The 23,983-nt window shown below is 62.4% G+C and carries 24 protein-coding genes and 1 other RNA gene; 10 read left to right on the forward strand and 15 right to left on the reverse strand.

The window, feature by feature from the left end:
* The first annotated feature begins 1 nt into the window (after position 1).
* The 3 genes from fabI to CO657_RS20930 all read left to right on the forward strand — a co-directional run bounded on the left by fabI (position 2) and on the right by CO657_RS20930 (position 1,501).
* Positions 2–808 carry an enoyl-ACP reductase FabI gene (gene fabI, locus CO657_RS20920; protein ID WP_054182205.1) on the forward strand — a complete coding sequence of 269 codons (807 nt, stop codon included), beginning with the start codon at positions 2–4 and terminating at the stop codon, positions 806–808.
* Between the two features lie 103 nt (positions 809–911).
* A complete protein-coding gene (locus tag CO657_RS20925; RefSeq protein WP_012559482.1) occupies positions 912–1,109 on the forward strand; it encodes a type II toxin-antitoxin system HicA family toxin in 198 nt (65 codons plus the stop codon).
* Complete coding sequence (locus CO657_RS20930; RefSeq protein WP_054182204.1) at positions 1,106–1,501, forward strand: type II toxin-antitoxin system HicB family antitoxin; 396 nt, start codon at positions 1,106–1,108, stop codon at positions 1,499–1,501. Before CO657_RS20925 ends, CO657_RS20930 begins: the two co-directional genes overlap by 4 nt.
* A gap of 3 nt (positions 1,502–1,504) precedes the next feature.
* On the opposite strand, the gene CO657_RS20935 is transcribed toward CO657_RS20930, so the two are convergent.
* From CO657_RS20935 to rimP, 10 genes are all read right to left on the reverse strand, one after another.
* A complete protein-coding gene (locus CO657_RS20935) occupies positions 1,505–2,521 on the reverse strand; it encodes a class I SAM-dependent methyltransferase (RefSeq protein WP_054182203.1) in 1,017 nt (338 codons plus the stop codon).
* 129 nt (positions 2,522–2,650) lie between these two features.
* The gene (gene pnp / locus CO657_RS20940; protein ID WP_003589352.1) at positions 2,651–4,789 is read right to left on the reverse strand and encodes a polyribonucleotide nucleotidyltransferase; all 2,139 of its coding nucleotides are present in this window, start codon (positions 4,787–4,789) and stop codon (positions 2,651–2,653) included.
* A gap of 356 nt (positions 4,790–5,145) precedes the next feature.
* Positions 5,146–5,415, reverse strand: coding sequence for a 30S ribosomal protein S15 (gene rpsO, locus CO657_RS20945; RefSeq protein WP_003571238.1), 270 nt, complete (start codon positions 5,413–5,415; stop codon positions 5,146–5,148).
* Positions 5,416–5,568: 153 nt separating this feature from the next.
* A complete protein-coding gene (locus CO657_RS20950; protein ID WP_054182271.1) occupies positions 5,569–6,420 on the reverse strand; it encodes an alpha/beta fold hydrolase in 852 nt (283 codons plus the stop codon).
* A gap of 118 nt (positions 6,421–6,538) precedes the next feature.
* Positions 6,539–7,471, reverse strand: a complete 933-nt coding sequence (gene truB, locus CO657_RS20955) for a tRNA pseudouridine(55) synthase TruB (protein WP_054182202.1) — start codon at positions 7,469–7,471, stop codon at positions 6,539–6,541.
* 13 nt (positions 7,472–7,484) lie between these two features.
* On the reverse strand, positions 7,485–7,889 hold the full coding sequence (gene rbfA, locus CO657_RS20960) for a 30S ribosome-binding factor RbfA (protein WP_003589349.1): 405 nt from the start codon (positions 7,887–7,889) through the stop codon (positions 7,485–7,487).
* Positions 7,890–8,050: 161 nt separating this feature from the next.
* On the reverse strand, positions 8,051–10,804 hold the full coding sequence (gene infB, locus CO657_RS20965) for a translation initiation factor IF-2 (protein ID WP_054182201.1): 2,754 nt from the start codon (positions 10,802–10,804) through the stop codon (positions 8,051–8,053).
* A 101-nt stretch (positions 10,805–10,905) separates the two neighbouring features.
* Positions 10,906–11,604 carry an RNA-binding protein gene (locus tag CO657_RS20970; RefSeq protein WP_172643259.1) on the reverse strand — a complete coding sequence of 233 codons (699 nt, stop codon included), beginning with the start codon at positions 11,602–11,604 and terminating at the stop codon, positions 10,906–10,908.
* Entirely contained in the window at positions 11,601–13,208 is a 1,608-nt protein-coding gene (gene nusA / locus CO657_RS20975; protein WP_054182200.1) for a transcription termination factor NusA, read from the reverse strand. Before nusA ends, CO657_RS20970 begins: the two co-directional genes overlap by 4 nt.
* A 59-nt stretch (positions 13,209–13,267) precedes the next feature.
* Entirely contained in the window at positions 13,268–13,873 is a 606-nt protein-coding gene (gene rimP / locus CO657_RS20980; protein WP_003589345.1) for a ribosome maturation factor RimP, read from the reverse strand.
* 333 nt (positions 13,874–14,206) lie between these two features.
* Between rimP and CO657_RS20985 the strand changes: the two genes are divergently transcribed.
* Positions 14,207–15,748, forward strand: a complete 1,542-nt coding sequence (locus tag CO657_RS20985; RefSeq protein WP_245292948.1) for an MFS transporter — start codon at positions 14,207–14,209, stop codon at positions 15,746–15,748.
* A gap of 8 nt (positions 15,749–15,756) precedes the next feature.
* A complete protein-coding gene (locus CO657_RS20990) occupies positions 15,757–16,212 on the forward strand; it encodes a GNAT family N-acetyltransferase (protein ID WP_054182199.1) in 456 nt (151 codons plus the stop codon).
* Positions 16,213–16,215: 3 nt separating this feature from the next.
* On the opposite strand, the gene CO657_RS20995 is transcribed toward CO657_RS20990, so the two are convergent.
* Both CO657_RS20995 and recR read right to left on the reverse strand, forming a co-directional pair.
* Positions 16,216–17,487, reverse strand: coding sequence for a lytic murein transglycosylase (locus CO657_RS20995; protein ID WP_054182198.1), 1,272 nt, complete (start codon positions 17,485–17,487; stop codon positions 16,216–16,218).
* 182 nt (positions 17,488–17,669) lie between these two features.
* Positions 17,670–18,275: a recombination mediator RecR gene (gene recR / locus CO657_RS21005; RefSeq protein WP_012559493.1), complete on the reverse strand. Its 606-nt coding sequence runs from the start codon at positions 18,273–18,275 to the stop codon at positions 17,670–17,672.
* 57 nt (positions 18,276–18,332) lie between these two features.
* Between recR and CO657_RS21010 the strand changes: the two genes are divergently transcribed.
* Positions 18,333–18,950 (forward strand): MOSC domain-containing protein, encoded by a 618-nt coding sequence (locus tag CO657_RS21010; protein ID WP_197283871.1) that lies wholly within the window; start codon positions 18,333–18,335, stop codon positions 18,948–18,950.
* 84 nt (positions 18,951–19,034) lie between these two features.
* On the opposite strand, the gene CO657_RS21015 is transcribed toward CO657_RS21010, so the two are convergent.
* The 3 genes from CO657_RS21015 to ffs form a co-directional block, all read right to left on the reverse strand.
* On the reverse strand, positions 19,035–19,358 hold the full coding sequence (locus CO657_RS21015) for a YbaB/EbfC family nucleoid-associated protein (protein ID WP_054182196.1): 324 nt from the start codon (positions 19,356–19,358) through the stop codon (positions 19,035–19,037).
* A gap of 20 nt (positions 19,359–19,378) precedes the next feature.
* Positions 19,379–21,259, reverse strand: a complete 1,881-nt coding sequence (locus CO657_RS21020; protein WP_012559495.1) for a DNA polymerase III subunit gamma/tau — start codon at positions 21,257–21,259, stop codon at positions 19,379–19,381.
* A 45-nt stretch (positions 21,260–21,304) separates the two neighbouring features.
* Positions 21,305–21,401: signal recognition particle sRNA small type (gene ffs, locus CO657_RS21025), an RNA gene on the reverse strand.
* Between the two features lie 89 nt (positions 21,402–21,490).
* Here ffs and CO657_RS21030 point away from each other — a divergent pair.
* The 4 genes from CO657_RS21030 to CO657_RS21045 all read left to right on the forward strand — a co-directional run bounded on the left by CO657_RS21030 (position 21,491) and on the right by CO657_RS21045 (position 23,888).
* Entirely contained in the window at positions 21,491–21,901 is a 411-nt protein-coding gene (locus CO657_RS21030) for an HIT domain-containing protein (RefSeq protein ID WP_054182195.1), read from the forward strand.
* Entirely contained in the window at positions 21,898–22,857 is a 960-nt protein-coding gene (nudC, locus tag CO657_RS21035; RefSeq protein WP_054182194.1) for an NAD(+) diphosphatase, read from the forward strand. Before CO657_RS21030 ends, nudC begins: the two co-directional genes overlap by 4 nt.
* A gap of 4 nt (positions 22,858–22,861) precedes the next feature.
* Positions 22,862–23,554: a helix-turn-helix transcriptional regulator gene (locus CO657_RS21040; protein ID WP_003589329.1), complete on the forward strand. Its 693-nt coding sequence runs from the start codon at positions 22,862–22,864 to the stop codon at positions 23,552–23,554.
* A gap of 73 nt (positions 23,555–23,627) precedes the next feature.
* The gene (locus tag CO657_RS21045; protein WP_054182193.1) at positions 23,628–23,888 is read left to right on the forward strand and encodes a hypothetical protein; all 261 of its coding nucleotides are present in this window, start codon (positions 23,628–23,630) and stop codon (positions 23,886–23,888) included.
* Positions 23,889–23,983: the final 95 nt, after the last annotated feature.

Genomic DNA, 23,983 nt, shown 5'->3' on the forward strand with positions numbered 1-23,983 from the left:
AATGACTGGAATCATGCAGGGTAAGCGCGGCCTCATCATGGGCGTCGCAAACAACCACTCGATCGCCTGGGGAATTTCAAAAGCTCTTGCCGCACAGGGTGCGGAACTTGCCTTCACCTATCAGGGCGATGCGCTCGGCAAGCGCGTCAAGCCGCTTGCCGCCGAAGTCGGCTCGGATTTCGTGATGCCTTGCGACGTCGAAGACGTCGCCTCGGTCGACGCCCTCGTTGACGCGATCGAAGAGCGCTGGGGCAAGCTCGATTTCATCGTCCATGCCATCGGTTTTTCCGACAAGAACGAGCTAAAGGGTCTCTACGCCGATACGACGCGCGAGAATTTCAGCCGCACCATGGTCATTTCCTGTTTCTCCTTCACCGAGATCGCCAAGCGCTGCGCGCCGTTGATGGAAGACGGCGGTGCGATGCTGACCTTGACCTATAACGGCTCGACGCGGGTCATCCCGAATTACAATGTCATGGGCGTCGCCAAGGCAGCGCTCGAGGCTTCGGTGCGTTATCTCGCCGCCGATTACGGCCCGCGCGGCATCCGCGTCAACGCCATATCGGCCGGCCCGATCCGGACGCTGGCCGGCGCCGGCATCTCCGATGCGCGCGCGATCCTCTCCTGGAACCAGCGCAATGCGCCGCTGCGCAAGACCGTCACCATCGACCAGGTCGGCAATTCGGCGCTTTACCTGCTTTCCGACCTTTCCGCCGGCGTCACCGGCGAAATCCACTTCGTCGACGCGGGCTTCAACGTCACCTCCATGCCGACGCTGGACACGCTGCGCAGGGCGGACGTCGAGTAAGAACTTGTTCCGATGTGTCTAAAAGGCCATGCGCATCATGATGCGCATGGCCTTGCTGTTTTTGGCTGTAAGAATTATATTGAACAGGGATTTGGGGCGATCCGTGGAGCGGAACAGTCAGAAGATCATCGCCAGGCTGAAGCGGGAGGGCTTCGAAATCGTTTCGATCAAGGGCTCGCACCACAAGCTTCGAAGAGGCAATCAAACCATCATCGTTCCGCACCCGAAGAAGGATCTGCCGATCGGCACGGCGCTTGCTATTGCCAAGCAAGCCGGATGGAATGCGAGTGACAAATCATGAAATATTTCATTGCTCTCGTGCATAAGGACAGCGACAGCGCATTTGGGATCAGCTTTCCAGATCTGCCGGCGGTATTTTCGGCCGCCGATGAGGAAGAAGACCTGACTGCCAACGCCATAGAAACCCTTCGCCTCTGGGCGGAAGATGAAACTTTGCCGATGCCATCCTCATATGACGAGATCAGTTCTCGGCAGGATATCCGCGAGCAACTGGCTGCCGGTGCTTTCCTGACGCGTGTTCCCTTTATCGAAGACGCCACGCGCACCGTTCGAGCCAATGTCACTTTCGACAAAGGCATGCTTGAGGCAATCGACAAGGCCGCGAAAGAGCGCGGCCTGACCCGTTCGGCTTTCCTTGCAAGTGCGGCCCGCAAGGAAATCGAAGCCGCCTGAGCTCTATTTCTTCGCCCACAGCACCTTGAAGCGGGCGTTGCGGCAGGTTTCACCGCTTTCCCTGAAATTCGCCGCCAGAACCGGCTCGTAGGGCAGGCCGCGATTGGCGACCAGCATCAGGCGGCCGCCGCCGCGAAGGGCCGATGCGGCGGTCTTGATCATTGCCTGGCCGAGTGCCGGATCGGCGGCGTGGCCTTCGTGGAAGGGCGGGTTCATGATGACGAGATCGTATTTGTCCTTGACCGGCTCGCCCGCCAGATCGTGCCAGAAGAAGCGCGCAGGCGCGTTCGGGCAGTTCTCCGCCAGATTATCCCTAGCAGCCTCCAGAGCCGCGTGATCGGCCTCGTAGAGGTCGAGGCGGGTCAGTCCGCGCGACCTCTGTGCCAGCTCGACGGAGAGATAACCCCATCCGGCGCCGAAATCCGCCACGTCGCCGCTAAAATCCTGCGGCAGGCGCGAGGCGAGCAGTTCCGACCCGGCATCGATCCGGTCATGCGAGAACATGCCGGCGGTCGCGTTGAAGCGGCCGTCGACGCGCACCGGCGCCTTTGCCAGCTTCGAGACGATCTCGTCGGCATCGGCAGGGCGGCCGAACCAGAAGGCGACGCCGTGATATTTCGGCATATGGTCGATGGCGAGGCCGAAGCCTTCGAGGCGCTTGCGCAACGGCTGAATGCCGTCTTCCTTGGCGCCGGCAACGACGATCAGGCCGCCGACCCGTGTGCGGGCGATGGCCGCGGCAAGATTGGCCTCGTTCTCGCCTTTGTGTTTCGTGCAGAGCACCAAGGCAGCATCGTAGTCCTCGCCGTCGATCTCGGGCTTTGCTTCGATCCGCTGCGCCTGAAGCTGCCGGTAGAGCGGCCGGAAGCCCTGGACGGCGCTGAGCGCGGCGGCAAAACCTTCCGGCAGCGCAAAGCCTGCCTCGGCGCCGAGGAAGAGCACGCGCTCGCCCTCGCCGGGCGCCGCGACTGTGCCGCTGGCAAAGGGATGGAACAGGGTCTTCAGCGTCTCGCGGCTCATGGGTCTCGTCTCGTTAAAGCATGTCGCGCAAAAGTTTGAGCGGTTCTGCGGCCACGACATGCGCAAAACCAGGATACAAAAAGGGCGCGGAAGATTCCCGCGCCCGGAATGAAATCGGGGAGACGCGGCTTATTCGGCCGCTTCTTCCTTCTTCTTCTCGTTCGGGATCTCCTGGCCAGTCGCCTGGTCGACGACCTTCATCGACAGGCGAACCTTGCCGCGTTCGTCGAAGCCGAGCAGCTTGACCCAGACCTTATCGCCTTCCTTGACGACGTCCTGCGTCTTGGCAACGCGCTCGGAAGCCAGCTGCGAGATGTGGACGAGGCCGTCGCGGGCGCCGAAGAAGTTGACGAAGGCGCCGAAGTCGGCGGTCTTGACAACCGTGCCTTCGTAGATCTGGCCGATTTCAGGCTCGGCGACGATCGAGTGGATCCACTTGCGGGCCGCTTCGATTTCCTTGCCTGAGGAGGAGGCGATCTTGACGGTGCCGTCGTCCTCGATGTTGATCTTCGCGCCGGTCTTTTCGACGATTTCGCGAATGACCTTGCCGCCGGAGCCGATGACTTCACGGATCTTGTCGACCGGGATGTTCATGACTTCGATGCGCGGAGCGAATTCGCCGAGCTGGCCGCGGCTTTCGGTGATGGCCTTCGCCATTTCGCCGAGAATGTGGGCGCGACCGCCCTGAGCCTGGCCAAGAGCGACCTTCATGATCTCTTCGGTGATGCCGGCGATCTTGATGTCCATCTGCAGCGAGGTGATGCCGTCGGCGGTCCCTGCAACCTTGAAGTCCATGTCGCCGAGGTGGTCTTCGTCACCGAGAATGTCGGAGAGGACGGCGAAGCGATCACCTTCCAGGATCAGACCCATGGCAATACCGGCAACCGGCTTTGCCAGCGGAACGCCGGCATCCATCAGCGCGAGCGAAGTGCCGCAGACGGTCGCCATCGAGGACGAGCCGTTCGACTCGGTGATCTCGGAAACGACGCGCAGCGTGTAGGGGAACTGCTCAGCCGTCGGCAGCATCGGGCGGATCGCGCGCCATGCAAGCTTGCCGTGACCGATTTCACGACGGCCCGGGGAGCCCATGCGGCCGGTTTCGCCAACCGAGTAGGGAGGGAAGTTGTAATGGAGCAGGAAGCGCTCCTTGTACATGCCGGTCAGGCTGTCGACATACTGTTCGTCTTCACCGGTGCCGAGCGTCGCAACGACGATCGCCTGCGTTTCGCCGCGGGTGAACAGGGCCGAACCGTGCGTGCGCGGCAGGAGTCCGACTTCCGAAACGATCGGGCGAACGGTCGACAGGTCACGACCGTCGATACGGCTCTTGGTGTCGAGGATGTTCCAGCGAACGATCTTCGCCTGCAGGTGCTTGAAAACGGCGCCGATGACTTCAGCAGTGTACTTCGGCTCAACGCCTTCAGGGAAGAAGTGAGCCTTGACCTTTGCCTTGACGGCGTCGACGGCTGCGTAGCGATCGGCCTTCTGGGTGATCTTGTAGCCTTCGCGCAATTCAGCTTCGAAATGCTTCAGCATTTCGGCTTCGAGCTCGGAGTAATCCTCCGGCTGGAAATCGCGCGGCTCCTTGGCGGCCACTTCGGCGAGCTTGATGATCGCGTCGAGAACCGGCTGGAAGCCCTTGTGGCCGAACATGACGGCGCCGAGCATGACTTCTTCGTTGAGTTCCTTGGCTTCGGATTCAACCATCAGCACGGCGTCATAGGTGCCGGCGACGACGAGGTCGAGGCTCGACTCGTCCATCTCGTCGAGATGCGGGTTGAGAACGTATTCGCCATTGATGTAGCCGACGCGCGCACCGCCGACCGGGCCCATGAAGGGAACGCCGGAAAGCGTCAGCGCTGCGGAAGCGGCAACCATCGACAGCACGTCGGGATCGTTTTCAAGATCGTGTTGGACGACAGTGACGACGACCTGGGTGTCGTTCTTGTAGCCTTCCGGAAAGAGCGGGCGGATCGGACGGTCGATCAGGCGGGAAACCAGTGTTTCCTTCTCGGACGGACGACCTTCGCGCTTGAAATAGCCGCCGGGGATCTTGCCGGCTGCGTAGGTCTTTTCCTGGTAGTTGACGGTGAGCGGAAAGAAGTCCTGGCCAGGCTTCGGCGCCTTGGCCGAAACGACGGTGGCGAGAACGACGGTTTCGCCGTAGGTGGCAAGAACCGCGCCGTCGGCCTGACGGGCGATCTTGCCGGTTTCGAGCTTCAGCGGGCGGCCGGCCCACTCGATTTCGACTGTGTGTGTATCAAACATGACTTGTCCTTCAATGCGGGAGCACGCGCCATCGCCGATACCAAGGCGCAGCGCACAGTCGACCGCAAATAATGTGACGTATCACGGGCAAGACAACGGGAGGCTTTTCATCCTCGGTTCCTCGATAAATCCGAGATCCCTTGGAAAACCAGGCCAAAGCTTTGAAGAAGCCTTGGCCGAAAGCATCCGGCAATCCTGCCCCATGACAGGTCAACGGTTGGTTTGGCAGAACCGGCCCATCCGGGTCCGCCGATCTTTCCACCGCTTTCAGATAGGGCGCGGCTGGAACATTTCATCGGGAACCGTGTCCCCAAACAGGATCCGGCGGGCGCTCGGAAAGCGCCCGCCGGACAATCTTAGCGGCGGATACCCAGGCTGGAGATCAGCTTGGAATAGCGGCCTTCATCCTTCTTCTTGAGATAATCAAGAAGCGAGCGGCGGCTCGAAACCATCGTCAACAGGCCACGGCGGGAATGGTTATCCTTCTTGTGGTCCTTGAAGTGTTCGGTCAGGTTGTTGATGCGTTCGGTCAGGATCGCGACCTGGACTTCCGGAGAACCGGTATCGCCTTCGACGGTTGCGTATTCCTTGATCAGCGCAGACTTGCGCTCAGCAGTGATCGACATCGGGTGATCCTTTCTAAGAGAGGAGATAAAGGTCGCCAAAAGCCGGGATGTCGTCCAGCTTTGGCCGTGAATGCGAGCAGGCGAACCTGACGCTGGCGCTGCCTATAAACCAATTAAGCAGCGATGGAAAGAGGGGAGCGCCGGCAGCGGTTTTCAGCGGCCCGCCATCGCCTCCCGGATCATCGCATTGTAACCCGCGGGATCCTGCAGCATGGCGAAATGGCTGGCCTCTTTCAGGATCACCAGCTTTGCGCCCGGAATTTCTTTCGCCATCATCTCTGTATGGTCGAGCTTCACGGCTTCATCGTGATCGCCGATGGCGAGCGTGACCGGCACCGTGATCTTTCCGAGATCCGCTGCCGTCCAGGCCGGCTGGGTCGCCCACATCTCGGAGATCTGGGTGACGAAGGCGTCGTACTCGCTCGGCGTCGGCGACAGCTTTCGGTATTGTTCGCCGGCGACGTTGATATAGTCGTTGAAGGTCTTGTTGCTCATGACGTCAGGCTTGACGCCGTCGGTCGTGACGTTGGCCGCCTGGGCAATGACGCGCGTCAGCTTTTCCGGATGGTTCATCGCCATGTCGATGCCGATGATGCCGCCGTCCGACCATCCCACCAGCGTCACCTTGCCGATCTTCAGATGGTCGAGGAGGGCTGCAAAATCCGATGTCATCAGGTCGTAGCCGAAGGGCTTTTGGCTGCGCGTCGAGCGTCCATGCCCGCGGCTGTCGGCAACGATGACCAGGTGGTCTTTGGAGAATTCGGCGATCTGGTGACCCCAGACATCGGCATTGCCAAGCCCGCCATGGATGAAGAGCATCGGCTCGCCTTCACCGTATTCGGCGTAATACATCTTGATGTCGTTCACTTCAGCCATGCCGCTGGTCTTCGGCACGGGCATCGCCGGAAAAGCCGGAAGCTCTGCCCAGCGCTCGCCGGATTGGGCACCGGTAACGGTGAGAAACATCGAAAAGAACGTCAGCAGGCCGATCGCGGTTGCGCGCATCATCATCCCCCTTGTCGGGCCGCCACGGCCCCTCGGGCCGCAATGGCCCCTCGGGCCGTTATGGCCCGAAAGGAAGATATCGCATCGCTACCGCCTGACAATCGTCAGCTGCATAGGTTCAGGCAAAAACCCGCTTCGGGCGAAACTCGCCCTGGCCGATCTCACCGATCGCGATCAGCCTGCCGCGGGCCGTCGCATAGGCTTCGCTTTCGGCAATCGGCGCATCGCGGCCGCGCACGAGGATCGGGTTGCCCATCTTCAGCCGGTGCGCCTGGTCGTCGTTGATGACGAGATGGGGCAGGGCCGATAGCGCCTCGCAAGTGTCGATCAGCAGCGCGTCGAGGGCGGCAAGCCGCTCGTCCATGTCCTCGATCGCCTCCAGCGCCACGAGGTCTGCGAGCGGCACCATCGCCTCTTCCGCGAAGGGCGCGACAAAGGTGCGCCTGAGACCCGATACGTGGCCGTAACAGCCGAGCTCGCGGCCGAAATCGCGGGCGAGCGCCCGGACATAGGTGCCCTTGCCGCATTCCACTTCGAAATGCGCGCTATTGGCATCCGGGCAGGCGAGCAGGGTCAGCCGGAAGATATCGACTTCGCGCGAAGGGATTTCGACGGTTTCGCCTTCGCGCGCCAGATCATAGGCGCGTTCACCCGATATTTTGATCGCCGAAAACTGCGGCGGCACCTGGCTGATGGTGCCGATATAGCCGGGCAGGATATCGCGGATCTGCTGTTCGCTGGGACGGCTGTCAGAGCTTGCGGTCACTTCGCCTTCGAGATCGTCCGTCGCCCGCTCTTCGCCCCAGCTGACGGTGAATTCATAGATCTTGCGGCCGTCCATCACATAGGGAACGGTCTTCGTTGCATCGCCGAGCGCAATCGGCAGCATGCCGGAGGCGAGCGGATCGAGCGTGCCGGCATGACCGGCCTTCTGCGCCTTGTAGAGCCATTTGATCTTGGAAACGGCTTCCGTCGAGCCGAAATCCACCGGCTTGTCGAGGATCAGCCAGCCGGAAATCGGCCGGCCTTTGGGTTTGCGTGGTTTGGACATGCGTCTCTTCTGTTTATTGTTCGTCGTTATCGCCGTCGAGGTCGCGGCTCACCTCGGGCGAACGCAGCAGCTCGTCGATTTTCTTGTAGTTGTCGAAGCTGGTATCGTCGCGGAAGCGCACTTCCGGCATGTATTTCATCTGCCGAAGCTGCTGCCCGAGCCTGCCGCGGATATACTTCGCATGACGGTTCAACGCCTCGATGACGACGCTGTGGTCGGAAACGCCGAGCGGCGTCACATAGGCGGTGGCGATCTTCAGGTCGGGCGACATGCGCACTTCCGAGATCGAGATCACCGTCGCCTCGATGACGTCGTCGCGCACTTCGCCGCGCTGCAGTACCTGGGTGATCGCGGCGCGGACCTGTTCGCCAACGCGCAGCATGCGCTGCGAAGGCGCGGAAGAAGTTGCTCTGGTCATTGTTATCTCTATTTGCCGATGCGGCTGGGAATCGAACCCGTCAAAGGAGAGCGTCAATGACTCCTTTGGCCGAAAAGGTCAAGCCGGCGGATGCCCGAAAGCCATCCGCCGGCTGGCGAATGGCTTTCAGAAAGCTGATGCTGCGCTTAAAGCGCGGCGGTTTAGAGCGTGCGCGTGATATGTTCGACGCGGAAGCACTCGATGACGTCGCCGGCGCGCATATCCTCGTAATTTTCGAAGGCCATGCCGCATTCCTGGCCCATCGGCACTTCGGACACTTCGTCCTTGAAGCGCTTGAGGGTCTTGAGCTTGCCTTCGTGAACGACGACGTCGTTGCGGATGAGGCGGACGCCCGCACCACGTTCGACCTTGCCTTCGACGACACGGCAGCCTGCGACCTTGCCAACCTTGGTGATGTTGAACACCTCGAGGATTTCGGCATTGCCGATGAAGGTTTCGCGCCGTTCCGGAGAGAGCAGGCCCGACATTGCCGCCTTCACGTCATCCACCAGGTCGTAGATGATGTTGTAGTAGCGGATTTCGATGCCTTCGCGCTCGGCGAACTGGCGTGCCTGCGTATTGGCACGAACGTTGAAGCCGATGATGGCCGCGTTCGACGCTTCGGCGAGCGAGATATCCGACTCGGTGATGCCGCCGGCGCCCGAATGGACGATACGGGCGCGGACCTCGTCGGTGCCGAGCTTTTCCAGTGCGCCGGCAATCGCTTCGATCGAGCCCTGTACGTCACCCTTGATAACCAGCGGGAACTCCTTGATGCCGGCGCTCTGGCGCTGCATCATCATCTGTTCCAGCGAACCGCGCTGTCCCGACTGGCGGGCAGCTGCCTTGTCACGGGCCAGACGCTGACGATATTCGGAGATCTCGCGGGCGCGGCTTTCGCTTTCGACGACGGCGAACTTGTCGCCCGCCTGTGGCGTGCCGGAAAGTCCGAGAACCTCGACCGGGGTCGCGGGACCGGCTTCCTTCACATGGTCGCCCTTGTCGGTGACGAGGGCGCGCACGCGGCCCCAGACGTCGCCGGCGACGATGATCTGGCCCGGACGCAGCGTGCCCTTCTGGACGAGCACGGTCGCGACCGAACCGCGGCCACGATCGAGCTGGGCTTCGATGACGGTGCCTTCGGCAGTCCGGTTCGGGTTGGCCTTGAGATCGAGAATTTCCGCCTGCAGCAGGATCGCCTCGAGCAGCTTGTCGAGGTTCTTGCCGGTTTTGGCCGAAACTTCGACGTCGAGCACTTCACCGCCCATGGATTCCACGAAGACTTCGTGCTGCAGCAGCTGGTTGCGGACCTTCTGCGGATCGGCCTCGTGTTTGTCGACCTTGTTGATCGCAACGATGATCGGAACACCGGCCGCCTTGGCGTGGTTGATCGATTCGATCGTCTGCGGCATCACACTGTCGTCGGCTGCAACGACCAGGATCGCGATGTCGGTCGCCTGGGCGCCGCGGGCACGCATGGCCGTGAAGGCGGCGTGGCCGGGGGTGTCGATGAAGGTGATCTTCTGGCCGCTCTGCTCCACCTGATAGGCGCCGATATGCTGCGTGATGCCGCCGGCTTCGCCGGAGACCACGTTGGCATGGCGGATGGCGTCGAGCAGCGAGGTCTTGCCGTGGTCGACATGGCCCATGATGGTGACGACGGGCGGGCGCGAAACCAGTTCGCCATCCTCGTCGGAGACGTTGAAGATGCCGAGTTCGACGTCGGATTCCGACACGCGCCGGACCGTGTGGCCGAATTCGCTGGCGATGAGTTCGGCAAGGTCGGCGTCGATGACGTCGCCTGGCTTCATCATCTGGCCTTCCTTCATCAGGTACTTGATGACGTCGACGGCGCGTTCGGACATGCGCTGCGACAGTTCCTGAATGGTGATGGTCTCCGGCAGAACCACCTCGCGGGAGATCTTCTCGCGGGTTTCCTGCATCTGACCGCGGCGGAATTTCTCCTGCCGGCGGCGCATGGCCGAGAGCGAACGCCCGCGGGCATTGTCGTCGCCGTCGACGTTGGCAGTAGAGATCGTCAGCTTGCCGCGACGGCGCTCTTCATCCGTCTTCGGACGCGTGGTGACCGGCTTTGCCGGTTCCGGGCGAACGACACGGCCACGGACCGGACCGCCGCGCGCGGCACCCCGATCTTCTTCTTCCTTTTCGTCGCGGCGGCCGCGAACGGCGCCGGGAACAGCAGCGCCCGCTGCCGGACGGGCAGCAGCCGGTGCTCCAGCCGCATCGGGCCGGCGCGCGGCAGGTGCCGACGATGCCGGCTGCTGCGGGGCGTCGGCGCGTGCTTCGGCCGGAGCCGCTGCTGCGGCAGCAGGTTCAGCAACCACGGCGGGCGCCTCAGCCTGGCGGATGGCCTCTTCAGCGGCCCTGCGGGCAGCTTCTTCCGCTTCGGCCGCCCTACGGACAACCTCTTCGGCGGCACGGCGCTTTTCGTCCTCGGCGCGGCGGATCGCATCCTGGGCGTCACGCGCCTGAGCGTCGGCAAGCGCACGGCGGCGGGCGTCCATTTCCTCAGGCGACAGATGGTTCAGCACCACCGGACGCGGACGATCGTTCTGGCGCGGCGACTGGTGAGACTGCTGCGGACGTTGGTTCGTCTGGCTGTTGTTGTTGCCCTGCTGGATCCGCGGTGCCGGCGTCGGCTGCTGCGGGCGCGCCTGCACAGGCGCGGGCGCCGGTTCGGCAGCACGCACAGGGGCCACCGGAGCGGCAGGTGTGATCGGCTTTTCGTCTTCCGGGCGCATCGGGCGCCGCTTGCGGGTCTCGACGACAACCGCCTTGGTGCGACCTCGACCCATATCCTGGCGAACGGTGCCCTGGCTCATCCCCGATGGTTTCAGGGAAAGCGTCTTTTTGCCCGTCACGCTGATTGTCTTGTCGTCGTTACTATCGGTCATTCGTTCCCGTTCCTTCGGACAGGGAGCGATGACTAGATCAGACCCTGTCGTTCAATACTGTCGATCAATGAGAATGCGACCGGCCGATGCCGGTGACCGCCTCATTGTTTTTGCCGGCCAGCGTCGCCCGCTGCTGCCCGGGACTGACCGCCAATACGGTACTGTTCGAGCATCTTTGCGCGCTTCACTACACCCTCACCCGCCTGCCCTGCAAGCACTGCGGCATGGATAAAAGCATTCTGGCCCATCAGGCCTTCCATTTCGCTCTCCGAGAAGAGACGGAAGGAAGGTATCTCCTCCTCGGTCTCCATTCCGAGGTGCCAGGCCTTGCGGGCCTGGTCGATTTTCCGGACGCCGTCGTCCGCTGCATCAGTCGCATGGAACACCGCAAGGGCTGCCCCGCTTCTGACTGCGGCATCCACTTTCGAGGATCCGCTGACGAACTGGCCGGCTTTCCGCGCCATGTTCATCATCTGCATCAATTGCGCCGCGAGCAGCCGATCGACGCTCGCGCCGAGATCGTCCGCCGCCTTCACATCCATTTTCAGCGCGCGGGCAAAGAGTTTCTTCGCCACTGCCCTGTCGACCAGCGACCGGTCGATCTTCACCCAGCATCCGCGTCCCGGAAGCTCGCGCTTCAGGTCGGCGACAATCGTTCCATCGGGAGCGGCAACGAAGCGGATCAGCTCTTCCGGCGATCCGCTTTCGCGCGTCACGATGCACATGCGTCCGTTCACGTCATAACCTGCAAGATCGTCGTCCTCATCAGGGAGAGCGTCCGGCTCATGCGCGGTCATCATACTTCCTGTTCGGCTTCGGCTTCGGTGACCTCTTCTTCGGTCCCCTTAGCCAGGTCCTCTTCGGTGATCCAGCCGGCCGAAAGGCGGGCCTGGACGATCATCTGTTCGGCTTCGACGCGCGAGACGTCGAACTTCGAGAACAGGCCTTCGAACTTCTTCGTTTCGCCGTTCTTGCGTTCCGACCAGCCGACGAGGTCGTCGGCGGCACAACCGGCAAAGTCCTCGATCGACTTAATGCCGTCTTCGCCGAGTGCCACCATCATCTGGGCGGTGATGCCGTTGATTTCGCGCAGCTCGTCCTGAACGCCGAGCGCCTTGCGCTTCTCGTCCATCTCGGCTTCGAGACGCTCGAGGAATTCGCGGGCACGCTGCTGGATTTCCTGCGCCGTCTCTTCGTCGAAACCGTCGATCGAGGAGATTTCGTCGAGATCGACATAGGCCAGTTCTTCGACCGCGGCAAAGCCTTCAGAGGCCAGAACCTGGCCGACCATTTCATCGACGTCGAGCGAATCCATGAACAGGTTGGTGCGCTCGTTGAATTCCTTCTGGCGGCGTTCCGATTCCTCGGCCTCCGTCATGATGTCGATGTCCCAGCCGGTCAGCTGCGAGGCGAGGCGGACGTTCTGGCCGCGGCGGCCGATCGCAAGCGACAGCTGTTCGTCGGGAACGACGACTTCGATACGCTCGGCGTCCTCGTCAAGAACGACCTTGGCGACTTCGGCCGGCTGCAGGGCGTTGACGACGAAGGTCGCCGGGTCCTGGCTCCACGGAATGATGTCGATCTTCTCACCCTGAAGCTCGCCGACGACGGCCTGAACGCGCGAACCGCGCATACCGACGCAGGCGCCGACCGGATCGATCGAACTGTCGTTCGAGATCACGGCGATCTTGGCGCGCGAGCCCGGGTCGCGGGCGACCGACTTCACCTGGATGATGCCGTCGTAGATTTCAGGCACTTCCATGGTGAACAGCTTCACCATGAACTGCGGATGCGTGCGCGACAGGAAGATCTGCGGGCCGCGCTGTTCGCGACGGACATCGTAGACATAAGCGCGGACGCGATCACCATAACGGACATTTTCGCGCGGGATCATTTCGTCGCGGCGGATGATGCCTTCGCCACGGCCGAGATCGACGATGACGTTGCCGTATTCGACGCGCTTGACCGTGCCGTTGACGATTTCGCCGACGCGATCCTTGAATTCGTCGAACTGGCGGTCGCGCTCGGCTTCACGCACCTTCTGCACGATCACCTGCTTGGCGGACTGTGCGGCGATACGGCCGAAATCCATCGGCGGCAGTGGATCGGCGATGAAATCGCCGAGGGCGGCGTCCGGGTTGCGGTCGCGGGCAAGCTCCAGCGGGATCTGCGTCGAATAATCCTCGGCCTTGTCGACGACTTCGAGCAGGCGCTGCAGACGGATTTCGCCGGTCTTCGGATTGATGTCGGCCCGGATGTTGGACTCGGTGCCGTAACGGGAGCGTGCCGCCTTCTGGATGGCGTCGGCCATTGCGGCCAGCACGATCTCGCGGTCGATGACCTTTTCGCGCGCCACTGCATCTGCGATCTGCAGAAGTTCGAGCCGGTTCGCACTGACTGCCATTGTCTTGTTTCTCCGTCTTTACTCCAGGGTTCCCGTCCCTGTAGCGGTCTGTTGATCGGTTATTCCTGGTCGTCCGCTTCGTTCTGGTTGGCGGCCTGGGCTTTCGCCAGCTTGTCGGCGCGCAACGCATCACGGATCAGGTCGTCGGTCAGAATGAGCTTCGCATCGCTAAGCGCCGTGAAGGGAATGGTGACCTTCTGCTCTTCCCCGTAAGCGACCTGGTCACGCTCGAGCGTGAAACCATCGACGCCTGCCTCGACGATCTTGCCGCGGAAGCGCTTGCGATTGTCGATCAAAATCGACGTCTCGCATTTCACAAGGTGGCCCTGCCAGCGGACGAAATCGGATTTCCGCACCATCGGACGGTCGATGCCGGGCGAAGACACTTCGAGATGATACTCTTTATCGACCGGATCTTCCACATCGAGGACAGGAGAAATCGCCATCGAGACTTCTTCGCAGTCCTGAACCGTCATCGTCCCGTCGTTGCGTTCGGCCATCACCTGCATCGTCACGCCGTTCTGGTTCAGCATGCGGACGCGGATAAGCCGGAAGCCGATGCCGATCAGGACGGGTTCAATGATATCGGCAAGACGCTGGTCGAGCCCGGTTTCGGTAATCAGCCGCGGCTCAAGTTCGTTGCCTGCGTTTGTCATGTCCGACAAGCGATGCGCTCCTCGCAATTTCATGCTTTTTAGGGATCGCGCTAATAAAAAAGAGCGGGTCCTTGCGGCCCACTCTTCATCAAGCGATCAAGAATTTGAGAGCCATATAGTCGGGTTTTTCCGAAATTGCAAGGTCTGCGACCGATTCGGCCAATTCGCTTCCGGCGAGGCGACGAGACCTATGGCCAGCGCCGGTCTTGCGCATATATTGCCGTGGGGCGCAACAACAAAAGCGGAGAAATCGTGGCCTACACTTCGTCGACATTGGCGCCTTTGCGGCACGATACCTACCGCACCATCTGGTTCGCCAGCCTGTCCTAGAATTTCGGCGGCCTGATCCAGGCGGTCGGTGCTGCCTGGATGATGACGACGATCACCGCCTCGGAGGACATGGTCGCGCTGGTGCAGACCTCGACGGCGCTGCCGATCATGCTGTTTTCGCTGATCTCGGGCGCTCTCGCCGACAATTACGACCGCCGCCGGGTGATGCTGACGGCCCAGTGCATGATGCTGACGGTCTCGGCTCTGCTGACGATCTTCGCCCTTCTCGGCTGGATCACACCCTGGCTGCTGCTCTTCTTCACCTTCCTGATTGGATGCGGCACTGCACTCAACAATCCCTCCTGGCAGGCCTCGGTCGGCGACATGGTGCCGCGCGCCGATCTGCCGGGCGCCGTCACGCTGAACAGCATGGGTTTCAACATTACCCGCAGCGTCGGCCCGGCAATCGGCGGTGTCATCGTCGCAGCAGCCGGCGCGGCGGCGGCCTTCGCGGTGAACACCGTGAGCTACCTCGCTTTGATCTATGCCCTGTTGCGCTGGCGCCCGAGTACGCCGGTCTCGACCCTGCCGCGCGAGGCGCTCGGCAGCGCCATCTTCGCCGGCCTGCGTTATGTCTCGATGTCGCCCAATCTCGAAAAGGTTCTCCTCCGGGGGCTGCTCTTCGGCATCGGCGCCAGCTCGATCCTGGCGCTGCTGCCGGTCGTGGCACTCGATCTCGTCGGCGGCGGCCCGCTGACCTATGGTTTCATGCTCGGCGCCTTCGGCATCGGCGCGATCGGCGGCGCGGTGTTGAATGCGCGGCTGCGCCAGATGCTGTCCAGCGAGATGATCATCCGCCTGGCCTTTACAGGCTTCGCGCTGAGCGCCGTCATCGCCGCCTTCAGCCTAAGCGCAGTGCTGACCTCGGCCGGGCTGCTCATCTCCGGCGCCTGCTGGGTCTCCGCACTGTCGCTCTTCAACACCATCGTCCAGCTGTCGACGCCGCGCTGGGTGGTTGGACGGGCGCTGTCGCTCTACCAGACCGTCACCTTCGGCGGCATCGCCGGCGGCAGTTGGCTCTGGGGTGTGGCCGCCGATCGCTACGGTGTCGCCGATGCGCTGCTGATGTCATCGGTCGTCATGCTGCTCGGCATCGTCATCGGCCTGCGCTTTTCCATGCCGGCCTTTGCCTCGCTCAATCTCGATCCGCTGAACCGCTTCACCGAGCCGGCTCTCAGCCTCGACATCACCCCCCGCAGCGGCCCGATCGTCATCCAGGTCGATTACGAGATCGGAGATGAAGACCTTGCCGAATTCATGCAGCTGATGGGCGAACGCCGCCGTATCCGCATCCGCGACGGCGCCCGCAACTGGGCGCTGATGCGCGATCTCGAAAATCCCGGGCTCTGGACGGAAACCTATCACACGCCGACCTGGGTTGAATATATAAGACACAACCAGCGGCGCACGCAGGCCGATGCTGAAAACACCGACAGACTTCGTGCGCTTCATCGCGGCGAAGGCCCGCTGCATGTCCACCGCATGATCGAACGCCAGGCCATTCCGCCCGATACCGACGTCTTCCACAAGGCGCCGATCGATCTGCATCATTGAGGTGAGTCATGTATAATTTCAGGCTTGCCCGCCAATCCGATCTTGGCGCCATCGTCCGGCTTCTGGCCGATGACGATCTCGGCGGCACCAGAGAGATCATCTCGGAGCCCGTCGACGCGCGTTATCTCTCGGCCTTTGCCGCGATCGAGGCGGATGCCAATCAGCTTCTGGCCGTTGCAATCGACGCTTCCGATCGGGTGGTCGGCTGTCTGCAACTGAGCTTCATTCCCGGCCTGTCGAGGACGGGCATGTGGCGCGGCCAGATCGAAAGCGTGCGCGTCGCGAGCGATCTTCGCGGCTCGGGCCTCGGCTCCGCATTCATCGAATGGGCGATTGGCCAATGCGCCGCGCGCGGCTGCGGCCTCGTGCAGCTGACATCGGACAAGACGCGGGCGGATTCGATCCGCTTCTACGAGAGGCTCGGCTTCGTCGCGAGCCACGAAGGGCTGAAGCGCAATCTCTGAACGCTACTTGAGCTTGCCTTTCATCGTGGCTTCGGGAAAGCAGGTCGGCTTCATGCCGTTCTTCGCCTGCCACTGGCCGATCGAACGCCGGGTCTTGTAGCCCGGCAGGCCGTCGGAACCGCCGACATCGTAGCCCTGCCGTTCCAGCGCCTTCTGCATGGCGGCGACATCCGAGCGCAGCATCTTGCCGACATCGCCCCAGCGACCCTGAAAGGCGCCGCCATTCGAGCCGATCCGGTCGGCGAGATTGCCGATATAGAGCGCGTAGAGATCGGAATTATTGTATTCCTTGATGATGTAGAAATTCGGCGTGACGATGAACTCAGGCCCGTCGCGGCCCGCCGGAACCAGCATCATGCCCTCGGCCTTCATTTCGCCCGAGGGAAAATCCTTGCCGGAGATGCGGTCGATGCCGAGCGAGGCCCAGTGCGACAGCGGCTTTGCCAGATCCGGGCCTTCCTGCGCGCAGGAGACCGCCTCTGGTATCGACACCTCGAAGCCCCAGTCGCGGTCACGCTGCCAGCCCTTCTTGACCAGGAAATTGGCGATCGAGGCGAGCGTATCCGGCACCGAGGTCCAGATATTGCGATGGCCGTCGCCGTCGAAATCGACGGCATATTTCAGGTAGCTCGTCGGCATGAATTGCGGCTGCCCGAGCGCGCCGGCCCACGAACCCTTGAAATCGGCAGGCGTCACGTCGCCGCCGTCGAGAATATGCAGCGCCGCCACCAGTTCGGTGCGGAACATCTCCTTGCGCGTCGACATGAAGGCCTTGGTCGCCAGCACCTCGATCGCCGAATTCGGGATCTTCGCGGCGCCGAAGCCGGTCTCCCGACCCCAGATGGCCAGCACGATCGGCCCCGGCACACCATAGGTCTTCTCGATCCGCTTCAGCGTCGAGCCATATTGCGCGGCAAAGCCGCGGCCGGTTGCGGCAAGCCTCTTCAGATGGTCCTCGTTGAAATAGGGACCGGGCGAGGAAAACTCCGCCTGCGTCTGCTTCTGCTCCTTCGGCGGCGGGAAACCGGGCGGGGCGAGATCGGGCAGGTTCCAGTTCAGGGTGATGCCGGAGAAAGCGGCCTTGAAGCTCTTCTCGGAAATCCCGTTCGCCTTCGCCTCCGGCCAGAGGTCCTTCTGCACCCACGTCTCGAACTGCGCCTCGACATCGGTTTTTGAAGGGGCTGCGTGTGCGGAGAGGGGGAGGAGGGCGGTCATTATCGCCAATGCGAATATCCGCAGCCGTCGTGGAACACCCCCCTCTGTCCTGCCGGACATCTCCCCCACAAGGGGGGAGATCGGCTGGGGGCACCCTCTCGTCCGAACCAAACGCTGCAGATCGCCGCCGCCTGGCGCGCGGTCAAAATTTCGCGACGCCGGTGAAACTTGCCGATCTCCCCCCTTGTGGGGGAGATGCCCGGCAGGGCAGAGGGGGGTATCTTTCGGCATACGCAAGCCCTTCATATCACCGTCCGTGCCCGAAGTGCTGCGGCAAGCGTGCCTTCGTCGAGATAGTCGAGCTCGCCACCGACCGGCACGCCATGCGCCAGCCGGGTGATCTTCACGTTAAGCCCCTGCAGCTGGTCGGTGATGTAATGCGCCGTCGTCTGCCCCTCGACGGTGGCGTTGACCGCGATGATCAGCTCCCGGATGCCGCCTTCGCCGATCCGGTCGATCAGCCCGCGAATATTGAGATCGTCGGGCCCGATCCCGTCGAGCGGCGACAGCGTGCCGCCGAGCACGTGATAGGCGGCGTTCATCGCGCCTGCCCGCTCCAGCGCCCAGAGGTCCGATACGTCCTCGACGACGATGATGATGGATTGATCGCGCTGCGTGTCGGTGCAGACGGTGCAGGGATCGACGGTATCGACATTGCCGCAGCGCGAACAGATCTTCACCTTGTCGTAGGCCTCGCCCATCGCATTCGACAGGGGCCCCAGCAACTGGTCTTTCTTCTTGATCAGATGCAGTGCCGCCCGGCGAGCCGAGCGCGGCCCGAGGCCCGGCACCTTCGCCAGAAGCTGGATGAGTTTTTCGATTTCGGGGCCGGTGACTCGTTTTGCCATGCGCCGTTCTTAGCTGATATGCAACGAAAACGGAATCGCGGAAGGATCGGCCGTCCCATGAAAATCCTGGCGCTGTGCATCGGCAATCCGCAAAGGCTGCCGGGCAAGAGCTACAAGACCGGCATCTTCAAACATGCCGTCAACGGCGCGATGATGATCGATGCCGAGGGGCTGGTCGGTGATGCCATCTGCAACCGCAAACACCATGGCGGCATCGATCAGGCCGTCTATATCGAGGGATCGCTGACGCTCGACTGGTGGAGCGGCGAGCTTGGCCGGCCGCATGAGCCCGGCACCTTCGGCGAAAAAATGGTGATCTCAGGTCTCGACAATCGCGACGTTTCCGTCGGCGATCGCTTCATATCAGGCGATCTCGTCCTCGAAGTCAGTGCATGCCGTATCCCCTGCGCCACCTTCGCTGCCAAAATGAACGATCCGAAATTCGTCAAGCGCTATACCGTCGCTGCCCGACCCGGCATCTATTGCCGGGTTGTCACGGGTGGCGTGGCCAAACCCGGAATGCCGGTGGAATATCAGCCTTTTCGCGGAGAAAAGGTGACGATTGCGGAGCTGATGGAAACCTTTGGCCGGCGGCTTTCCGCGGCGGACCGGGCGCGATACCTCGCCGCTCCTATTCACTACAAGCTGCGGGCAATGCTGGAAGCGCAGCGCTAGGAACACTTTGTCACCCTCAGATCGCGAGGGCGACAGCCGCATACTCCATCCGGACAGCGGTGAAATAAATGAAGTTGCCTGCTATCAGAACGGCAGCTTGAAGCCGGGCGGGATCGGCAGGCCGGCGGTCAGCGCCTTGGTCTTTTCGGCGGCGAGCGCTTCGGCCTTGTCCTTGGCGTCCTTATGGGCGGCGACGATCAGGTCCTCGAGGATCTCGACATCGTCTTCCTTGAACAGCGAGGGGTCGATCTTCAGGCTCCTCAGCTCGCCCTTGCCGGAGATGATGACGGTAACGAGGCCGCCGCCGGCTTTGCCTTCGGCCGTGAGCTCGGCGATCTCCGCCTGCATCTGCTCCATCTTGGCCTGCATTTCCTTGACTTTGCCCATCATGCCCATGATGTCGCGCATCGTCTCGCTCCTTCTTGAAATCAGAATTCTATGTCGTCGCCGGGCAGGATATCACCGTCTTCCGATTCGGCGGCGGCAGGCGGGATCGCCTCTTCGGCTTCCTCCTCCGGCGTCGGCGCCCTTACGCGCACGTCGATGATCTTGGCGCCCGGAAACTGTGCAAGGATCGCCGCGACATCAGGGTCTTGGCGTGCATCGCTGACGCGTTGTTGCTGAGCCTTGGCTTCCGCCTCGACCATCGTCGGCCCGCCTTCTTCGCGGCTGGTGCTGACGATCCAATGGATGCCCGTCCATTCCTTGAGCTTGACGGCAAGCTCGTTCAGCAGCGTGCCTGGTGCGCCCTCGGTGAGGTTCACATCAAGCCGGCCGGGCTCGATGCGGACGGGCCGTACGAAGTTGCGCACCAGCGCCTTCAGCTTGACGTCCCGCTTCTCGGCGGCGAGCTCCACGATATCGCTGACCGAATTGACCGGGACGAGCGGCTTCGGTGTCTCGACCGGTTTCGTCTCGATCCGTCCGACAGGCAGCGTCTCGGGCTGGCTGCTCGGCACGGCGCGCAGCATCGCCACCGGCGCGGACGCCTGCGGCTTGCCGGGTGCGATTTCCGGCGCGCGTGCGGCGACACTGCTTTGATAGGGAACACGCGTGCCGCTGCCGCCGCCATTGCCTGATGGCGAGGAGGCGGGCCGCGGGCCGGCATTGTCGCCGGAAAATTCGCCAAGCCGCCGCGCCGCATCCTCGGGCGCCGGCAGATGCGCGGCATGCGCGAGGCGGATCAGCACCATTTCGGCCGCACCCGCCGTCCGCGACGAGCCTTCCGTTTCCGGAATGCCCTTCAGCAGCATCTGCCAGATGCGCGACAGCGTCGTGACTGCGACGCCTTTGGCGAATTCCGCCGCCTTGGTGCGCTCGACTTCGCTGAGCGAGGGATCGTTCGCCGCATCCGGCACATATTTCAGCCGCGTCACCAAATGGGTGAAATCGGCAAGATCGGTCAGCACCACCACCGGATTGGCGCCGGCCTCGTACTGGCTCTGGAATTCGCCGAGGGCTGCTGCCACGTCACCCTTGACGACATGCTGGAAGAGATCGACGATCCGGGCGCGGTCGGCAAGGCCGAGCATTCCGCGCACGGCTTCCGCCTGGACGGCGCCTGCGCCATGGGCGATCGCCTGATCGAGCAGCGACAGCCCGTCGCGCGCCGAGCCTTCGGCGGCACGTGCGATCATCGCCAGCGCGTCCGGTTCGGCCTCGATGCCTTCCTTGGCGGCGATTGTCGAAAACAGCCCGACGAGATCCGACGCGCTGATGCGGCGCAGGTCGAAACGCTGGCAGCGCGACAGCACGGTGATCGGCACTTTGCGGATTTCGGTGGTGGCGAAGATGAACTTCACATGCTCCGGCGGCTCTTCCAGCGTTTTCAACAAGCCGTTGAAGGCCTGCGTCGACAGCATGTGCACTTCGTCGATGATATAGACCTTGTAGCGCGCCGAAACCGGCCGGTAGCGCACCTGCTCGATGATCTCTCTTATATCGTCGATGCCGGTATGGGAGGCGGCATCCATTTCGATCACGTCGACATGCCGGCCTTCCATGATCGCCTGGCAGTGTTCGCCGGGCGTGCGAAGGTCGATCGTCGGCTTGTCGACATCGGATGTCTTGTAATTCAGCGCCCGCGCCAGGATGCGCGCCGTCGTCGTCTTGCCGACGCCGCGCACGCCGGTCAGCATATAGGCCTGCGCGATGCGGCCGGTTTCGAAGGCGTTGGTGAGGGTGCGGACCATCGGCTCCTGGCCGACCATCAGGTCCGTGAAATCCTTGGGGCGGTATTTGCGAGCCAGCACCCGGTACCCGGTGCCCGTCGAGGCGGCATCTTTTGATTGTCGCTCGGTGTCGCTCATCGCCCTGCTTGTCGCCCGGATCGTCGGGCACTTCGTGGAGAGAAGGTGGGAGGCTGGCACGATGACCCGTGCCGGGCTCGTTAGGGCTGCTTCCTTCCGGACCTGACCCGGTTGGCGAGTGGCTCGTCCACCACCAACCTCCCGGATGCACATATCGGCAATATCGTCATCAAAAGCAAGCCAACATGCGAAAAAACTGCTAGTCGTTGGAAAACATGAGGAGAATGCCCTTTGGATGGTTTCGCGCTCGACCCTCGGCTGGAAAACGACAGCACAAGCGTCATGATCACCGGCCTCTGTGATCTCAGATTGTCGAGGGATGCCCGCTGGCCCTGGCTCATTCTCGTGCCGCGCCGGGCTGAAATCACCGAAATCTTCGAGCTGACGCCGCTCGACCAGGTGCTGCTTGCCTTCGAGACGGAGCTTGTCGCCAAAGCCCTGAAAGAGATCACCGGTGCTGCAAAAATCAATATCGGGGCTCTTGGCAATATCGCCCGCCAGCTTCATGTTCATGTCATTGCCCGCTTCGAAGGCGATGCCAACTGGCCGGGTCCCGTCTGGGGCTTCGGACAGGCGGAGCCTTACGAGGACGGAAAGAGAGACGAATTCATAGCGAAGCTGCGGGAAGCCCTTTCATCATGAGTCATTCGCTTTTCGATTCGGATGTGCCGCATCCCGAACCCAGCAATCTCACGGCTTTTGCCGCCAACGACCTCAATCGTGATTCCGAGCATCGCGACGAACACTCCGTCGAAAAGGCGCTGGCAAGAGACGGCACCCATATCTTCGCCTTCGCTGGGGATAAGCTGGTGCTGAAGCATGACGGCCAGGTGCTCGATCCGCTCTTTGCCCGCTACGAGCTGAAGGAATTGCAGCCGGATTGGGACGAGACGGTGCTTCTCGGCTACCGCAAATCAGGCGAGCCGCGCCTTGCCGTTCCCGTCGGCATCGACGTAGAGAACCTCGCCAGCCAGTATAAGCCCGCCGACGGCCGCACGCTGTTTCGCGAGATGCTGATCGACGAGGTGCTGCTCGGGGAATTCGCCCAGGCCGCGAGCCTCATCCGCTGGAATGGCGACAACCGCTTCTGCGGTCGCTGCGGCTCGGCGATGGAGATCCACATCGGCGGCTACAAGCGTGTCTGCGCCGCCTGCGAACACATGATCTTCCCGCGCACCGACCCCGTCGTCATCATGCTGACCATCGACGAGAGCCGCGACCTCTGCCTGCTCGGCCGCAGCCCGCATTTCGCGCCCGGCATGTATTCCTGTCTTGCCGGCTTCGTCGAACCCGGCGAGACCATCGAAAACGCCGTGCGCCGCGAAACGCTGGAGGAATCGGGCATCCGCACCGGCCGCATCCGCTACCACGCCTCGCAGCCCTGGCCGATGCCGCATTCGCTGATGATCGGCTGTTACGCCGAGGCCAAATCCACCGAAATCACCCGCGACGAGACGGAGCTGGAGGATTGCCGCTGGTTCACCCGCGCGGAAACGATCGAGATGCTGGAACGCCCGAGCGCGACAGGCAAGGCCTCGCCGCCGAAAGGGGCGATCGCCCACCGCTTGATGCGCGACTGGGTGGAGTGGAAGCGGTAACGCCATGCCGGTGGCGCGCTCGGAACGGCTGCTGACGCTGCTCCAGACGCTTCGGCGTTACAGGCGGCCGGTGACCGGTATCGTGCTTGCCGAGGAGACCGGCGTCAGCCTGCGGACGCTCTATCGCGATATCGCCAGCCTGCAGGCCCAGGGGGCGATGATCGAAGGCGAAGCCGGTATCGGCTACGTGCTGAAGCCCGGCTTCATGCTGCCGCCGATGATGTTTTCCGAAGAAGAACTGGAGGCGCTGGTTCTCGGCTCGCGCTGGGTCGCCCGCGCCGCCGAGCCGCGCCTGGCCGGCGCCGGCGCCGATGCGCTGGCCAAGATTGCTGCGGTGCTGCCGGCCGATATGCGGGACATGATCGATTCGGCCGCCCTTTTCGTCGGCCCCAAGCGCCGGGACGAGGACAAGGCTGACGTTTCGGCCATCCGCCGGGCGATCCGTCTCGAGCGTATTCTCGAACTGCATTACGGCGACGAACAGGGCCGGATCTCGCGTCGCCGCGTCTGGCCTTTCGCACTCGGCTATTTCGAGCATGTGCGGGTCCTCATGGCCTGGTGCGAACTGCGCCAGGACTTCCGCCATTTCCGCACCGACCGCATTATCGACATGACGCTGCACGAGGTGCGTTATCCGCGCCGCCGCACGGTTCTCCTCAAGGAATGGCGCGAGCAGGACGTGCCACTTGAGAACTGAAACGCTGCTGCCATAAACTGTCAGCAGTCGGCGTTATCATCAGTACCAATCCACCAGGAAAGGAGTACTGATCATGGCAATGCCTCCAGTCATTCAGCAGGCCGGTGACCGCTTCGCAACCGACAGCTTTGCCGACGTCATTTCGGCCGAAACTTTTGCCGACGTCCGCCAATCGGCGAGCTCCAGCTTGCTGCATCTCGCCATGCGCATCTTCTGGATCCCCGGGGGAAGCCGCCCCAAACTCGACGTTGAAGCGACACCTGACTATCTGAAGCGTGACCTCGGCTTCATGGATGGGCGCAACCCGCGCCGCGAAGACCTTTTCCCGCTCTAATCCGCCTCATCATCATCGACATTCCACCCGACGAGACCGGGGCGTTGCTTGAGCAACGCTCTCCGCAGCCTGCTGCCATAAACTGGCAGCAGGCG

This window comes from Rhizobium acidisoli, assembly GCF_002531755.2.
Lineage (GTDB): Bacteria > Pseudomonadota > Alphaproteobacteria > Rhizobiales > Rhizobiaceae > Rhizobium > Rhizobium acidisoli.